The 16,152-nt window shown below is 38.7% G+C and carries 18 protein-coding genes; 16 read left to right on the top strand and 2 right to left on the bottom strand.

Translation table 11 applies throughout. From position 1 onward, the window contains the following. Positions 1 to 100 precede the first annotated feature (100 nt). From MHB39_RS15695 to MHB39_RS15640, 12 genes are all read left to right on the top strand, one after another. On the top strand, positions 101 to 883 hold the full coding sequence (locus MHB39_RS15695) for a phosphatidylserine decarboxylase (RefSeq protein ID WP_048392148.1): 783 nt from the start codon (positions 101 to 103) through the stop codon (positions 881 to 883). A 36-nt stretch (positions 884 to 919) separates the two neighbouring features. After that, positions 920 to 1,441 carry a YqeG family HAD IIIA-type phosphatase gene (locus tag MHB39_RS15690; protein ID WP_016994153.1) on the top strand — a complete coding sequence of 174 codons (522 nt, stop codon included), beginning with the start codon at positions 920 to 922 and terminating at the stop codon, positions 1,439 to 1,441. Continuing rightward, a complete protein-coding gene (gene yqeH / locus MHB39_RS15685) occupies positions 1,438 to 2,541 on the top strand; it encodes a ribosome biogenesis GTPase YqeH (protein WP_054550069.1) in 1,104 nt (367 codons plus the stop codon). Before MHB39_RS15690 ends, yqeH begins: the two co-directional genes overlap by 4 nt. 32 nt (positions 2,542 to 2,573) lie before the next feature. Beyond that, entirely contained in the window at positions 2,574 to 3,404 is an 831-nt protein-coding gene (gene aroE, locus MHB39_RS15680) for a shikimate dehydrogenase (RefSeq protein WP_054550070.1), read from the top strand. Between the two features lie 5 nt (positions 3,405 to 3,409). Beyond that, positions 3,410 to 3,712 (top strand): ribosome assembly RNA-binding protein YhbY, encoded by a 303-nt coding sequence (yhbY, locus tag MHB39_RS15675; RefSeq protein ID WP_048392151.1) that lies wholly within the window; start codon positions 3,410 to 3,412, stop codon positions 3,710 to 3,712. A gap of 9 nt (positions 3,713 to 3,721) precedes the next feature. Beyond that, positions 3,722 to 4,312: a nicotinate-nucleotide adenylyltransferase gene (locus MHB39_RS15670; protein ID WP_103118468.1), complete on the top strand. Its 591-nt coding sequence runs from the start codon at positions 3,722 to 3,724 to the stop codon at positions 4,310 to 4,312. Further along, positions 4,281 to 4,853: a bis(5'-nucleosyl)-tetraphosphatase (symmetrical) YqeK gene (gene yqeK / locus MHB39_RS15665; RefSeq protein WP_048392153.1), complete on the top strand. Its 573-nt coding sequence runs from the start codon at positions 4,281 to 4,283 to the stop codon at positions 4,851 to 4,853. Before MHB39_RS15670 ends, yqeK begins: the two co-directional genes overlap by 32 nt. Next, on the top strand, positions 4,850 to 5,194 hold the full coding sequence (rsfS, locus tag MHB39_RS15660) for a ribosome silencing factor (protein ID WP_004226890.1): 345 nt from the start codon (positions 4,850 to 4,852) through the stop codon (positions 5,192 to 5,194). The genes yqeK and rsfS overlap by 4 nt, the downstream gene beginning before the upstream one ends. Beyond that, positions 5,195 to 5,932 carry a class I SAM-dependent methyltransferase gene (locus MHB39_RS15655; protein ID WP_048392154.1) on the top strand — a complete coding sequence of 246 codons (738 nt, stop codon included), beginning with the start codon at positions 5,195 to 5,197 and terminating at the stop codon, positions 5,930 to 5,932. Between the two features lie 279 nt (positions 5,933 to 6,211). Continuing rightward, positions 6,212 to 6,838 carry a helix-hairpin-helix domain-containing protein gene (locus MHB39_RS15650; protein ID WP_066036470.1) on the top strand — a complete coding sequence of 209 codons (627 nt, stop codon included), beginning with the start codon at positions 6,212 to 6,214 and terminating at the stop codon, positions 6,836 to 6,838. Positions 6,839 to 6,943: 105 nt separating this feature from the next. After that, the gene (locus tag MHB39_RS15645; protein ID WP_004226897.1) at positions 6,944 to 7,513 is read left to right on the top strand and encodes a ComE operon protein 2; all 570 of its coding nucleotides are present in this window, start codon (positions 6,944 to 6,946) and stop codon (positions 7,511 to 7,513) included. Positions 7,514 to 7,527: 14 nt separating this feature from the next. Then, positions 7,528 to 9,804 carry a DNA internalization-related competence protein ComEC/Rec2 gene (locus MHB39_RS15640; RefSeq protein WP_342544478.1) on the top strand — a complete coding sequence of 759 codons (2,277 nt, stop codon included), beginning with the start codon at positions 7,528 to 7,530 and terminating at the stop codon, positions 9,802 to 9,804. Positions 9,805 to 9,832: 28 nt separating this feature from the next. Here MHB39_RS15640 and MHB39_RS15635 read toward each other — a convergent pair whose 3' ends face one another. Then, positions 9,833 to 9,970 (bottom strand): YqzM family protein, encoded by a 138-nt coding sequence (locus MHB39_RS15635; RefSeq protein ID WP_004226902.1) that lies wholly within the window; start codon positions 9,968 to 9,970, stop codon positions 9,833 to 9,835. Between the two features lie 165 nt (positions 9,971 to 10,135). Here MHB39_RS15635 and holA point away from each other — a divergent pair, with 165 nt between their 5' ends. Continuing rightward, positions 10,136 to 11,146 (top strand): DNA polymerase III subunit delta, encoded by a 1,011-nt coding sequence (holA, locus tag MHB39_RS15630; protein WP_342544477.1) that lies wholly within the window; start codon positions 10,136 to 10,138, stop codon positions 11,144 to 11,146. A 100-nt stretch (positions 11,147 to 11,246) separates the two neighbouring features. Here holA and rpsT read toward each other — a convergent pair whose 3' ends face one another. Beyond that, positions 11,247 to 11,495, bottom strand: a complete 249-nt coding sequence (rpsT, locus tag MHB39_RS15625; RefSeq protein ID WP_004226906.1) for a 30S ribosomal protein S20 — start codon at positions 11,493 to 11,495, stop codon at positions 11,247 to 11,249. Between the two features lie 163 nt (positions 11,496 to 11,658). Between rpsT and gpr the strand changes: the two genes are divergently transcribed. From gpr to MHB39_RS15610, 3 genes are all read left to right on the top strand, one after another. After that, positions 11,659 to 12,675 carry a GPR endopeptidase gene (gene gpr / locus MHB39_RS15620; protein WP_312126005.1) on the top strand — a complete coding sequence of 339 codons (1,017 nt, stop codon included), beginning with the start codon at positions 11,659 to 11,661 and terminating at the stop codon, positions 12,673 to 12,675. A gap of 110 nt (positions 12,676 to 12,785) precedes the next feature. Beyond that, positions 12,786 to 13,640: a stage II sporulation protein P gene (gene spoIIP / locus MHB39_RS15615; protein ID WP_312126003.1), complete on the top strand. Its 855-nt coding sequence runs from the start codon at positions 12,786 to 12,788 to the stop codon at positions 13,638 to 13,640. 590 nt (positions 13,641 to 14,230) lie between these two features. After that, positions 14,231 to 16,126, top strand: a complete 1,896-nt coding sequence (locus MHB39_RS15610) for an acyltransferase family protein (protein ID WP_312126002.1) — start codon at positions 14,231 to 14,233, stop codon at positions 16,124 to 16,126. The last annotated feature ends 26 nt before the right edge of the window (positions 16,127 to 16,152 follow it).

The raw sequence follows: 16,152 nt of genomic DNA, 5'->3' as shown, positions 1-16,152 counted from the left end.
AAACAAGGGGGATCACTCCTTTGCACTTAAGATATTGTACCATTATACTTCGAATGCGAAAAAATTGACAGTCTAAATTAATGGATAGGGGTTTTACTGTATGAAAGAAAAACTATATCAACGCTTGATAGAACTAACGAATGGTAAGCAATCTTCCCATCTTTTGCAGACAATAGCAAAAGCGAAGTGGAGTAAACGTATAATACCAAGCTACATGAAGTTATACGATATTAACCTTGAAGAAGTTTCAAAAAAACAACAACAATTTTCATGTTTACATGATTTTTTTACAAGAGAACTTATTGAAGAAGCTCGACCTATTGAAAAAAATCCAACTGTCTATGCCAGCCCAGTGGACGCAAAAGTGGAATCCTTTGGACGTATTGAATGGGATATGACATTTCTTGTGAAGGGTAAGCCTTATGCATTACAAGATTTACTCGGCAATACAGAACGAGCTGCACAATATGCAGACGGACATTTTATTGTTTTTTATTTAAGTCCTGCTGATTACCATCGTATCCATAGCCCGATAGATGGAGAAGTCTTACGACAATATACACTTGGTCAGAAATCTTATCCTGTGAATCAGTTAGGTCTTACATACGGTAAAAAACCAATTTCTCATAATTATCGTTTAGTGACTGAGCTGAAAGCAGCAAATAATCAGCATGTTGCATTTATCAAAGTAGGTGCAACCTTTGTGAATTCCATTGTACTTACCAATACAACAACGAAATGGCAGAAAGGGCAGGAAGTTGGTTATTTCTCATTTGGTTCCACTGTTGTGATGCTGTTTGAAAAGGATACAATTAAATTTACGGATAATGTTGTAAAAGGAAGCCCAATTCGAATGGGTGAAGCCTTTGCAAATATGCTATAATGGTCGAATAATACGTTAAGATTAGGGGTCGCTATTTTGTATAATTTTTTATTACCGAACGAATTTGTGACGAATATTTTTGAAATTACGCCGGAAAAGTTACAAGAATTAGGGATTAGAGGAATCATTACGGATTTAGATAATACGCTTGTTGAATGGGATCGTCCAGATGCAACAGAAGAGCTAATCATTTGGTTACGCATTATGAAAGAATCAGGTATTCGTGTTATTATTGCGTCAAATAACAAGGAAGCTCGTGTAAAGCATTTTGCTGAGCCGTTAGGTATCCCTTATATTCACAAGGCGAAAAAGCCACTTCGTAATGCTTTTTATAATGCACTGATTCAACTAGGCTTACGTCCAAATGAAGTAGTAATGGTAGGAGATCAACTCCTTACGGATGTAATGGGCGCAAATCGCTTAGGCTTACACACAGTGCTCGTGAAGCCTGTTGCACAATCAGATGGGCTTGTAACAAAATTGAATCGTTTCATTGAACGTCGCGTATTTAATGATTTGAAACGAAAAGGAATTATAACTTGGGAGGAACAAGAATGATTGAAATGCCAAATTGTATTGGCTGTGGTACAACAATTCAAACAGAAGATAAAACAGCAGTTGGGTATGCACCCCCATCATCATTAGAAAAGGATGTGGTCATTTGCCAGCGTTGCTTCCGTTTGAAAAATTACAATGAAATTCAACCAGTATCGTTAACAGATGACGATTTTTTACGTATTTTAAATGGTCTTGGCACACAGCAAGGCTTAATCGTAAAAATTGTTGATATATTTGATTTTAATGGCAGTTGGCTACCAGGGCTTCATCGTTTTGTAGGGAAGAATCCTGTCCTATTGATTGCCAACAAAGCTGATTTATTACCAAAGTCTGTGAAGCCAAAAAAAGTTATCAACTGGCTGAAACGTGAAGCAAAGGCTCTTGGACTACAGCCTGTCGATGTCCTATTAGTCAGTGCCCATAAAGGCAAAGGGATGGCAGAAGCAATGGAAGCCATCGATGAATATCGTAAAGGACAAAATGTATATGTTGTTGGCTGTACAAATGTTGGGAAATCTACGTTCATTAACCGAATTATTAAGCAGGCAACAGGTGAGGGTGAAGTGATTACAACCTCACATTTCCCAGGTACTACTTTAGACATGATTGATATTCCATTGGATGATGGTAGTGCATTATATGATACGCCAGGTATTATTAATCATCATCAAATGGCTCATCATATTGATGCCAGTGAATTAAAATATATTATGCCGAAAAAAGAAATTAAGCCGAAAGTCTATCAACAAAATGCTGGGCAAACTCTATTTATTGGTGCATTAGCAAGATTTGATTTTATTCAGGGTGATCGTTCTGCCTTTACCATCCATGTGGCTAATGATTTACCAATTCATCGTACAAAGCTTGAGAAGGCAGATGCGTTATATGAAGAGCATAAAGGAGAATTATTGGCCCCCCCAACTGCGGACTTTATCGACCAGTTACCGCCATTGGTTCGTCACGAATTTTCCATCAAAGAAGCGAAAACAGATGTAGTATTTTCTGGGCTTGGCTGGATTACCGTTCAACATGCGAATGTAGTAGTAGCAGCTTACGCACCAAAAGGTGTACAAGTTTCAATTCGTCCTTCGCTGATCTAAATGGAGGACATAGTAGAGAGAGGGACTAGGAAATGAAGAAATGGTTTGCAGTTATGGGTGATCCAATTGAACATTCAAAATCACCTGCCATGCACAATGCTTGGTTTGAGGACATGTCAATTGATGCGACATATATTCCTTTACATGTAACGCCTGATCAATTAGAATCTGCTGTTGCTGGTTTGAAGACATTAGGGGCAAGTGGCTGGAACGTGACCATTCCTCATAAAACAGCAATCATTCCGTATCTAGACGAGCTAGATGAGCTGGCACAAAAAATGGGCGCAGTGAATACAGTCGTACGAACAACAGAAGGAAAGCTGAAAGGCTATAATACAGATGGTATTGGATTTGTTCGATCACTGGAAGAAGCCGTTGGGGTTTCTCATAAAGACAAGCCTGTATTACTTGTCGGTGCTGGAGGTGCTGCTCGAGGCATTGCCTTTGCTATGCAGCAACAAGGCTATCGTCATGTAACCATCGCCAATCGTACGGTGACGAATGCACAAATGATTATTGATGAAATGGGTATGGGACGTGCCATTTCATTACAACAAGCGGAAGAAACGCTAGCTGATTTCAGCATTATTGTGCAAATGACATCAGCTGGCCTTTCCACGGGCAATTTTTCAATGCCATTTTCATTAGATCGGCTGATGAAAGAAGCAATTGTTGCGGATATTGTGTATAATCCATTAATGACGCCTTTTTTACAAGCGGCTGAAGAAAAAGGAGCAACGATTGTCACTGGCTTAGGAATGTTTGTCCATCAAGGAGCCATCGCTTTTGAACACTGGTTAGGAAACTATCCAAATACAAATTCAATGATTGCGCAACTGAAGGCGCAATTAGGAGGAAACTAATTTTTATGTTAACAGGTAAACAAAAACGTTTTTTACGTGCAGAAGCACACCATTTAACACCTATTTTCCAAGTGGGAAAAGGTGGCGTTAATGATGAAATGACAAAGCAAATTCGCGAGGCATTAGAAGTACGTGAATTGATTAAAGTACGTATTTTAGATAACTGTGAAGAGGATAAACATGAAGTCGCAGAAGCATTAGCCACAGGCGCTCATGCGGAGCTTGTCCAATTAATCGGTCTGACAGTTGTTTTATATAAAGAGTCACGCAATCATAAAAAGATTGTATTACCAAAAGTAACGAAATAAGGTGAGACGATGAAAAGGGTCGGTTTACTTGGAGGTACATTTAACCCACCACATTTGGGTCATCTTTTAATGGCAAATGAAGTATTTCATGCGCTAGAACTTGATGAAATCCGCTTTATGCCTAATGCCATCCCACCACATAAGCATGCACGTTTTGATGCTAGTAATGTTGAACGACTTGAAATGGTAAAACGTGCGATTCGTCCATTTCCTTATTTTTCAGTAGAGTCGTATGAGCTTGAGAAGGGTGGCGTATCCTATTCCTATGAGACACTTTCTGCATTGTGTAGAAGAGAGCCGAATGTGAAATTTTACTTTATCATCGGTGGCGATATGATTGATTCGCTACATACATGGCATTGTATAGATGATTTAGTGAAACTTGTTCAGTTTGTCGGAGTAAAGCGTCCAGGGACAGCCGCGGCAACAGAGTACCCTATACGTATGGTGGAAATACCTCAAATCGATTTATCGTCCACACTGATTCGTGAACGCCTGGCTACAGGAGGAACGGTGACATTTCTACTACCAGAAGCTGTAGAGACGTTCATACGAGAGGAAGGTCTTTATGGAACGCGAACAGTATTTAGCGGCGATTAAGCCAAGAATGCCTGAAAAACGTTATATTCATACAGTCGGAGTGATGGAAACGGCCATCAACCTAGCTCATAAATATGGCGAGGACGTAAAAAAAGCTGAAACAGCAGCTATCCTCCATGATATTGCTAAATATGCTGATATTGAGTGGATGGAAAATATCGTTCGTGATGAAAAATTAGATGAAAGACTAATTGGATGGGGTAGTGAATTACTACATGGTCCAGTAGGTGCATATATAGCACAAAGTGAGTTTGGTATCACAGACGAAGAGCTGTTGAATGCTATTCGTTTCCATACAACTGGGCGGGCTAATATGAGCCGTTTAGAAAAAATTATTTTTGTCGCAGATATGATTGAACCGAACCGTCGTTTTGATGGAGTTGATCGTCTGCGCAAAAAAGCACAAAAAAATTTGGATAAGGCGATGAGTGCATGTGTACGCCATACTTTGGCATTTTTAATTGACACAAAGCAGCCGATTTATCCTTTATCTATAGAATGTTATAACGATATGATGAACAGAGAGGATAGTGAAGGATGACTTCAACTTTATTACAAGCAGCATACAAAGCAATTGACGACAAACATGGTGAGGATATTGTCGTTTTAAATATGCAAGGAATTTCCCTTTTAGCAGATTATTTTATCATTGCTCATGGTAACTCAGATCGCCAAGTGCAAGCCATTGCACGCGAATTACAGGATGTAGCTGAACAACAAGGCTATGAAATTCGCCGTGTCGAAGGATTTGATGGAGCTCGTTGGGTACTAGTTGACCTAGGCGATGTTGTGGCACATGTATTCCATAAGGATGAGCGTGCTTATTATAATTTAGAGCGTCTTTGGGGCGATGCACCGCAACTAGACATGCCAGAGGCCTAAGTGAGTTACGAACGCTTTGCTCATGTCTATGATGAGCTGCAAACGGATATTCCTTACAATCTTTATGTAGATTGGGTTGTACAGCATGCACCAAGCAGCCAGTACCCAAAACTGTTGGATATTGGTTGTGGCACTGGTGTACTTAGCTTGTTATTTGCAAAGTCTGGTTATCAAGTCAGTGGAATCGATTTATCAGAAGAGATGCTGTCCATTGCCGCAGAACGCTTTGCTGGTGCAGGCTACCATGCACCATTATACTGTATGTCTATGGTCGAACTAGATGGCTTTGAGGAAATCGATGTTGTCACAATCACAATTGATTCCTTGAATTATGTGGTAGAGGAGCACTCTGTTTATACGACATTAGAACGTATCTATACGTCGTTGCGTGATGGAGGTCAGCTGTTTTTTGATGTTCACTCGTTATTTAAAATGAATGAGATTTTTTTAGATGGTCCGTTCACGTATGATGATGGTGACATTAGTTATATATGGCATACGGAGCCTGCCGACTTTGAACATTCGGTTATTCATCAAATGACCTTTTATGTACGAGATGACGCAAGTGAATTATATGAACGCTTTGATGAGGAGCACGTGCAACGTACTTACACTATCGAGCAGTATATGGCTTGGTTGCATGCCATCGGTTTTAGTCATGTGGAAATTACAGCAGACTTTACAGATGAGGCACCTGACGAGGAAAGTGAACGCATTTTTATTCGTGCGCTGAAATAAAGAAAAGGGAGCTACACTGTGTAATACGCAGTGTGGCTTTTTTGATGGATAGAAAAGCTAAAGTAGTGGATAGAAAGATTAAAGTAGCGGATAGAACACTTAAACAGGCGGATAAAGAGGCTAAATTGTCGGATAAAACTGGATATAACTAAGAAGATAGCTCTCTTCAACAGGTAAATTGAAACTTCTGACGTTTTTTTATCATTTTCAACCACCCATCCATAGTGTAAGATATATATAACTCCATATGATGACCTTTCGCAAGGAAAGGATGGTACTGTGCTACAATCTTTATGGCAAAAGTACAAAAAAAGTATGTTATTCCCCAGCATACTAGTCGTCAGTGGACTTTGTTACTTCTATTTTTCGAGTTCTGACTCTTCACCTCCCCAAGAAGAGCTCATCGAAACAATCCAACCTATTGAAGAAAAAAATTTGAGTGAATCTGCTGAGGAAGCGGTTATGCAGCAGGTATTTGTGGAAATAAAGGGTGCTGTAATGTATCCAGGCGTTTATGAACTTGAGCAAGACCAACGTATAAAAGATGTTGTACAGCTTGCTGGTGGCTATACAGAGAATGCTGACACACAATTTATCAATCATGCCCAAAAGGTACAGGATGAAATGGTAATCTATATTCCTATCATGGGCGAACAGCTAGAGGAAGGAGCCTCTTCTTTGTTAACGTTACCTACTGAGACTAATAAGGAGCAAAAGATTAATATCAATAAAGCTGATGTAGCAACGTTAGCAACATTGCCAGGAATCGGTCCTTCTAAAGCACAAAGTATCCTTACGTATCGAGAGGAAAATGGGCAGTTTCAAACCATAGATGACTTAAAAAATGTTAGTGGTATTGGTGATAAAACATTTGAAAAGCTAAAGGATGCGATTACTGTAAAGTAATGCTTTTACAGGATGGTATATTGACGCCCCTTTTCTAAAAGGGCTACACTATAGTAGAAAAGCAAGAGAAAGTTAATTAGTTAGACAATTTTTGGAGGTAGTCATATGGAGCGAATTACTTGGGATCAATTTTTTATGGCACAAAGCCATTTACTCGCATTACGTAGTACATGTACAAGACTAGCTGTAGGAGCAACTGTTGTACGGGACAAACGCATCATTGCAGGTGGTTATAACGGTTCCATTACAGGGGACGAGCATTGTATCGAAAAAGGGTGCTATGTGGTTGATAATCATTGCGTCCGTACCGTGCATGCTGAAATGAATGCCTTACTGCAATGTGCTAAATATGGAACACCGACAAAAGGTGCTGATTTGTATGTAACACATTTTCCATGTTTACCATGTACAAAATCTATCATTCAAGCTGGCATAGAACGTGTGTATTACGCAACAGATTATAAAAATAATCCATATGCACAGGAGTTATTTGCAAAAGCTGGAGTGGAAGTAGTTCATGTACCCTTTGATGAACGTAAAATTGATTTTTTACGAGATGACAAACTAGCTTTGTATACAGAAATGCTGCACGAGCTTCGCGAGAGTGGGGTATCTGCTGAAAAATTGCTCCCATATGAACAGAAGGTGAGTGCATTATTTGGCATCAAGCTTTAAAGCATAGATGGATTATGGTAGCTCTTGCTGTATTGATAGCTGCTATTGCAGTATACAAATCAGCATGGCTACTCATTTTTTTACTGCTACTAGTCCTGTGGCTCACCATAAAAGGTGAGTCACGTTTTCTTGCAATTTTTGTGCTAACTAGTGGTCTACTAACTTATTTTTTCCTTTCTATCAATCATCTGACGGAACCTTCCCCTTTACCGTCAACCTTCCCTATAACTTGGTCAAGTGACTATAAAATAAACGGGCAAAAACTCCGTGGGTTTGCTACAACAACAAATGGCCAAAAACTTTACGTAGTTTATACTTTTTCCTCGGAACAAGAGAAAAATTTTTATGAAAATACCTCATTAACTGGAATGACGTATTCTGCAAAAGGTGAACTCGTGACTCCCTCTCCATCTGCACATGCTTATGCCTTTTCCATGTCAAACTATTTAACGAGCAAAGGAGCAACAGGCGTTGTTGAAATCACGAATTGGCATTATGTAGGAAAACGAACCTCCATCTTCACGATTCTTGCCGAAGTAAGACACAAAATGAAAAAGCATATAGAGAGGACTTTTCCAAAATCACTTGTAGCAGAGGCTCAAGCACTTTTAATAGGGGTGCAAGATCAGATGGAGGATGAACTGCAGCGTGCCTATCAAAAGCTTGGTATTACCCATTTATTTGCGATTTCTGGGCTACATGTCGCGCTGATGTCTTGGCTCTTTTTTGAAGGATTACTTAGAATAAGAGTTCGCAAGGAAATGGCTACTATCGTGCTATTGATCCTCTTACCGGTTTATGGAGTTATTGCAGGGGGAGCACCTTCCGTATGGCGTGCTGTTTCTGTAGTAGAATTGATGATGTTACTGCGCTTTTTTAAGTGGGTTCTTTCGATCGATGATGCATTAGCTATTAGCTTTATAGGCTTTGTTTTGCTTGAGCCAGGTGTTATTTTCCAAATTGGTTTCCAGCTATCCTATTTAGCAACCGCTAGTCTTCTTTATTCTGGTATTATTTTTAAGCAGACAAGAACTTGGCTAGGTCGTTCTTTTTTTATCACATTCGTGTGCCAACTGCTCGTTTACCCACTATTACTCCATCATTTTTATGAATTATCTTTATCCTCGTTTTTTGTCAATATTGTTTTTGTTCCACTGTTTTCCTTTATTATATTACCCTTTAACATGATTGCCTTTGTGCTATCTTATCTTTCTTTACCACTTGCTAATGTCCTATTTGCTGGCTATGAACCGCTGCGTAATTGGCTGACCGAAGTAATCTTTTATATGCAAGAGCTTCCTTGGCAATTATGGTCACCAGGCAAACCATCTATTTGGCTGAGCTGCGTGGCGATGTTAAGTGTTTTAGCGAGCTTCTATTATTTGGAAATAAAAAGATTCAGGAAAGCTATTTTGATCCTTGTCATCCCTGTTATTTGGATTCATTTGGCACCCATGTTGTATAACGAAACAAAGATTACCTTCTTAAATGTAGGGCAAGGAGATAGTATTGTCATTGAATTGCCTTTTAGACGAGCTGTCTATGTTATAGATACAGGTGGAGTATTGCGCTTTGAGCAGGCATCGTGGAAGAAAGCAGATAGTCCATATGAGGTAGGGAAGCAAGTCGTGGTCCCATTTTTAAAAGGCAAGGGTATACGAACTATCGATATTTTTATTGCTTCGCATGCAGACGCAGATCATATTGAAGGAGCAGAGGAAGTCTTACAAGAGATTAACATGAAGGAAATACACGTTACACCTGGTTCATTGAATGAGCCTTTAATGGATGATTTATTGCGAGAAGCAAATAAGCGACATATTCCTATTAAAGAAAAAATGAAGGGGACTTCGTGGCATGTAGGGGATACAGATTTTTATTACTTATGGCCTGATGACGCCTTGTATGAGGGAAATGATGATTCTCTTGTCCTGTACATGCAGCAAAAGGCGTTTACAGCGTTATTTACAGGGGATTTGGAGCAATATGGCGAACAACAGCTGATCAAGCGTTATGGACCTTTATTGGCCAATCTCACATTGCTGAAGGCAGGGCATCATGGGAGTAAGACATCAAGCACAGAAGAATTTGTCGAGCTGCTACAGCCCCAATTAACCGTTTTTAGTGCAGGTCTCCATAATCGTTATGGTCATCCACATGAAGAAGTAGTACAACGTTTTGTCAGTAGAGATTTAGTGACATGGACAACAGGGGTGAATGGATCAATCGAAATATGTATTCGTGATAATCGCTGGTCCGTTAGCGTAAATGAAAAGGGCCTTGTCCAATGACCAAGGCCCTTCTCCTGCATAAGTCCAATTACTGTGATACAAATTCTACTATAGTTGCAATAATAAACATAAGCGTGAAAACGCCAAATGATACACCGAAGCCAACACCAGAATCGATGGCATCGTTACGTCGACATTGTATGTTTTTTCCTTCAAATGGATTCATTGTTATCCCTCCAATTCTGTTATTTATTATAAGACAACATGGTCATAAAAGCTATATCGAAAAGGTGATTTCCCCGTCTGGCAAGGAATCGACACAATTCGGTCAAAGACACAAAGGACTATGAAATCATGTATACTAATAGTATTGCTAGATGGAGGGGAAATTATGATTTCAACGGTTTGGAATACAATAAAAAAAGGTGAGCTTGCACCAGTATATTTGCTTGTTGGTGAAGAAAGCTATTTTATAGATGAAACTATTAAACGTTTAAAAGAGGCAATGGGTCCAGAAGAAGATCTGGAGATGTCGACATTTGATTTAGAAGAAGTACCAGTAGATGCAGTCATGGATGAAGCAGATACCATTCCTTTTTTCTCAGAACGTAAGCTTATTATTGCTAAAAATGCTTCGTTTTTAAAAGCAACCGAGAAAGGGAAGGAAAAAATCGATCATGATGTGAAACGATTGGAAACATGGTTGTCGAATCCTTCTGATTTTTCCGTAACGGTTTTTATTGCTCCTTATGAAAAATTGGATGAGCGCAAAAAAGTGACTAAAATGATGAAAGAGCATGCACTATTTATACAAGCAGAAACACCAAAAGAGCAGGATTTAGCTGTATGGATTCAAGGCATTGTCAAAGCTCAAGGTAATAGCATTACACAAGATGCTATTGAATTGCTTGTTACGATGGTCGGAGCCAACATGCTACAATTACAGATGGAAATTGACAAGCTAACTCTTTATTTAGGTGATGGTGGCGAAATTACAACTTCTTTAGTGGAGGATTTGGTGGCAAAAACATTAGAGCAAGATGCCTTTAAAATGCTCAATGCCTATTTGGCTAATGACTCTGTCAGAGCCTTGGCCATCTATCATGATTTATTGCGACAAAAACAAGAGCCTATTATGTTAGTGGGCTTGCTAGCATCCAATGTTCGTACCATGTCAAATGTTTTTTATTTATTAAAAAAAGGTTATCACCCACAACAAATCGCTAAAAATCTAAAAATTCATCCATATCGCGTCAAACTTATGATTGAGCAACGACATCGGCCTTCAGAAGAAAATTTGCTACGGGCATTATATCAATTAGCAGAGGTTGATTTACAGCTAAAATCGACTGGTGGGAATCGAGAGCGCTATCTAGAGCTATTTTTATTGCGCCAATTATAGGCAACAAAAGCTGTCCGATAAGGGCAGCTTTTTATGTTCGGTTCTCTATAAAATTAAAAAGATCAGCTACTCCTAATAGAGTATCTGATCCTTTAAACAATTACGCTTTTTTAGCAAGGCGAGACTTTTTACGAGCCGCCGCGTTTTTGTGGATAAGTCCTTTTGAAGCTGCTTTATCTAAAGATTTGAAAGCTGCTTGTAAAAGTTCTTGTTTGTTTTCAGCGTTAGCAGCAACAGCGTTTTCAGCTTTTTTCACTGTAGTACGCATTGCAGATTTAGCTTGAGAATTAGCAATGTTAGCTTTTTCGTTAACTTTTACGCGTTTAATCGCAGATTTAATGTTTGGCATATATTTCACCTCCTAAATTAGGTACGAGATGATATCTTCTCATTGATTTCTTGTGTCAATACAACAAAAATCATTTTAACAAACGCTTGGCTAAATTGCAATAGATAAATGCAAAGAATATTTACTTGACAGTTTGAACAAACTACAGCTTGAGGTGAACTGTATGCAAAATTTTAATTGGCAACGAACAGATTTAATCGATGAATCAGAAGAGGTAGTTGTCCATCAGACCAAAGAGCAAAAAGAAAAGCTTGAACAATCAAGTGGCATTCAAATTGAAGATCGGAATGCTGGTAGGGTAAAAATTACAGATGTTCTAGTAGACGCTGAAGGAGAAAAGCAAATTGGCAAAAAGGAAGGGCAGTATATTACCCTGTCTGTCCCAACGCTAACATTAGAAGATCAAGAAGGCTTTGCACAACTTGAGCAAGAATTGCTAGTAAATTTCAAAAAAATGCATGAGGCACTTTCTTGGCAAGAGGACGATAAAATTTTAATAGTTGGTTTAGGTAATCGCACCATTACACCCGATGCAATAGGTCCCTATTTAATTGACCATTTGCATGGTTTAGATGTCATTGATGAAAAATTTGTCATGTATGCTCCTGGGGTAACAGGACAAACAGGCTACGAAACAGGTGAGTTTGTGGCTGCTATTGCTGAGCGTCTGCAACCGAAATTAATCATTGTAGTAGATGCACTTGCTACAAGAGCGAGTAATCGACTCTGTAAAACCATTCAATTAACTGATACAGGCATCCATCCAGGTTCAGGAGTAGGCAATCAACGGCAAGAAATTTCCTATGAGATGCTTGGCATTCCCGTAACAGCAATTGGTATCCCTACTGTAGTAGATGCACCTGTATTAATTGCGGATGCGGTAGAAACAATGCTACGTTCGATAGCTGCTCGTGTAGCTGAACGCAGTAAACCGTCATCGAAGCTTTCATTATCCTCATGGCAACCAGATATCAACAAGGAACTGGATATGACATTAGTACAACCTATATTTGGAGAATGGGCGACATGGACGAAGGAGGAGCGGCAGCAGCTGTTTGAGGAAACCTTCGCTGGCTCCCACACACAATTGATGGTTACACCAAAAGAAGCAGACTATTGGATTGATCGCTATGCAAAATTAGTGGCTTCTATGCTAATGGATTGGGCAAGTGATTTATAAAAAATTAAGAAGCAGTAGTCCTCCTAAAACACGCCTATTTATGCGTAAAACAAGAAAATTATTTTCGTTCTAATTAACATTCCCCCTCCATACGATATGGGGAGGAGGGTGTGACTTTGCTAAAAAAACTACAATGGTCATTTGGTATATTATTGTTCTTTTTCGTATTACCTGTCATTGCTGGGCAACTTCCGTTCAACAAGCAAGCATCGACTCCGATCAAACAATCAGAAGATAAGCAAGTCGTGTTTGCTGCTACCAATTTAGCTGAACAAAGTGTACTGGAACAAACGAAAGAACCTGAACCAGATCAAGCCCTAGACCCGGATCCATTTAAAGTGTTAGTGTTATTTACTCATACGCATGAAGCATACGAACCGATGGTAAAAGCAGTGAGTGGTAAGGTAGCGACTTCTCATGAAACGGTCAATATTATGAGCCTGAAGGATAAGATTGTGAATCATTTTAATGTAAATGGTTTAAAGACGGATGTTCTTGATGTAGATATTATGAAGAAATTACAAGAAGAGGGTAAAGGCTATCATGAGTCTTATAATGTGATGAGGCCATATTTAAGTAAGCATTTAGAAACAAATAATTATGATTTAATACTTGATTTACATCGTGACTCATTAAAACATGATCTTACAACGATCTCATATAATGGGGAAAACTATGCGAAAATCGCTATTGTCGTTGGTGCAGAGCATGCTAATTACCGCTGGAATACAGCCTATGCTGAAAGTTTATCATCCACACTAAATGCCATCGTTCCCAAAATTTCTAAAGGGGTTATTTCTAAAAGTGGTGATGGTGTTGATGGTCGATACAATCAGGATTTAGCAAAGCAAATGATGATTATTGAAATAGGTGGAATTGGTAATACAGAGGAAGAGGTTAATCGTACGATTGCTGTAATTGGTAAGGCTATCTCAAAAGCGTTTGTCAATGATTCAAAAAAATAGATCAATCATATTAAAAAGTGGGACTCTTGTGGGCTCACTTTTTTAATATTGTATGATAATAAAATTTCCAGAAATAATTCTCATTAATTGTCTTTCCATTGCTCCATTCTTGTCTTATAATTTTCAAGTTGGCTCTCGAATTTCATGATAAAACGTTAAATGAAGGCATATGCAAATAAAGCAAACATACTTTTGAAGTATATACCATTTTTGGGAATGCCTTTTTAAGTCTATAGCAAACATACATATGAATTTTTAAAAGACAAAAAGTGATAACGTTTCATTTTTCTCTCAAACTTTTATCGTATTTCAAACGTCAAACATATAAGTGAACAAGCAAAAAATAATAGAGAGGGGATGGTTATCAATTAAAAAGTTCTACGTGACAACAGGTTTTATCTTGATGCAGAAGGGAATACCTTCAAAAAGCGTTACTTCTTGTGGCATTAGATGTAACTAACATCTTCTCTCCAAATTCCTGGGCGGTTGTCAGAGATCGTGACGGCTTTTAGATTAATTTCTCACTGAACAGCTAGAAAAACCACATTTTACCGAAACGAAATTGAGAGATTATTGAAGGAAGGAATAGTATGTCAGGCAAGTCATTAAATCATCGTTATATTCCTGGACTAGACGGGATTCGAGCATTAGCCGTTTTAGCAGTTATTGCTTATCATTTTAACTTCAGTTGGGCTAGAGGTGGCTTTTTAGGAGTAGATATCTTCTTTGTATTATCAGGCTATTTAATTACCTCTACCATCTTACCTTTAAAGGGCAATCAATTAACAGTCAGCCTAAAGAAATTTTGGGTGGGACGATTTAGAAGGCTACTACCAGCAGCCTACGTTATGATTGTTACATCATTTGTTTGGGCAATGCTCTTTCATAAAGAGCTTCTCCATACTTTGCGAGGGGATGCACTGTCCTCTATTTTTTATTCAAGTAATTGGTGGTTCATTTTTCATAAACTCTCTTATTTTGATAGTTTCGGTTCTCCATCACCTTTAAAAAACCTATGGTCATTAGCTATTGAAGAACAATTTTACTTGATTTGGCCATTACTCTTAATGATTGGACTTTTTATTGTTAAAAAACAAAGTAAACTAGCAAATATTGTCTTTTGTGGTGCCCTTTGTTCAGCATTCGTAATGGCGGTACTTTATCAGCCAGGTGCTGATCCTAGTCGTGTCTATTATGGAACGGACACACGTTGTTTTGAATTATTAATAGGCTGCTGGCTAGCCCTTGTTTGGCCAATGAAAAGACTATCTTCTCAAAAATTAGCAGCAAACCATGTGAAGAAACTAAATACGATGAGTTTCATTGCACTTACTATTTTTTTAGTAAGCATAGTGTATGTTGATGAATATCAATCCTTTCTTTATAGAGGCGGTATGTTTTTATTTTGCTTAAATGCTGCCGTGTTGATTGCATGTATTTGTCATCCAGTCAGCATACTAGGAAAAATATTAGCATGGAAGCCATTATGTTGGATAGGCTCTCGTTCCTACGGCATTTATCTATGGCATTATCCTGTCATGGTTTTAGGGACACCCATTCATGAAATTGGTAATGCCTCCTATTGGCGAATCTTCCTGCAGCTTTTACTAATCCTGATGATTGCAGAGCTATCCTATCGCTTCATTGAGATGCCCATCCGGAAAGAAGGATTCCGAGTCTATTGTCAAAAATATCTGATTTGTAATAAAAATAAATGGGGAAGCCTAACTTTCCCACGAAAAATATCAACGGTTATGGCTCCACTTTTTCTGCTTGTATTTTTCACAGGAATGACAGGTGTAGTGGGTGAAAGCCAGCAAAACCCATCTAAAACGTTTCCAACAACGATAAAAATTAATGGCGATGAGCCCACAGCCGAGTTGAACGAGCATGACAAACAAGCTGAAGCCTCAACCGACAAGCCCTCTCCAAGCAAGGAAGAGGGAGTAGAAGATGTTCAGGACATAGAAACGCCTAAACAAGAAGAAAATAACACCATTATAGAGCCTGAAAAGGATGATTTTTATCGTGGCATACTAGCCATTGGCGATTCCCTAATGATTGATATTGCACCGAGCTTACATAATATGTATCCGACCATTACAATCGATGGAAAAATAGGTCGTCAAGTTTCACAAGCTGTCAAACTTGCACCAAATTATGCAAGTTTTAATCAACCTAATTATGCAGTCATTCTACAATTGGGGACAAATGGTTTTTTTACCACTGACCAAATGGATGCACTCCTTGGCGCTTTTTCAAATGCTGATATATATTTAGTGAATACACGTGTGCCGCGTTCATGGGAAGCAAAAGTGAATGAAGCTTTACTGCAAAAAGCACAGGAACATGAGCGAATTACACTCATTGATTGGCATGCAGCAGCAATCAATCACCCTGAATATTTTGCCCCTGACGGTGTACATTTAGAGAAAAAAGGGGTAGAAGTTTTAACAAAGCTAATTCAACAATCCTTAAACAAATAAAATGAAAAAAGTCAGTATACACAGTG

The sequence above is a fragment of the Lysinibacillus sp. FSL K6-4013 genome, assembly GCF_038630435.1.
Lineage (GTDB): Bacteria > Bacillota > Bacilli > Bacillales_A > Planococcaceae > Lysinibacillus > Lysinibacillus boronitolerans.
The sequence above is the reverse complement of the archived record's forward strand: the minus strand, read 5'-3'. Positions and strand labels throughout refer to the sequence as shown.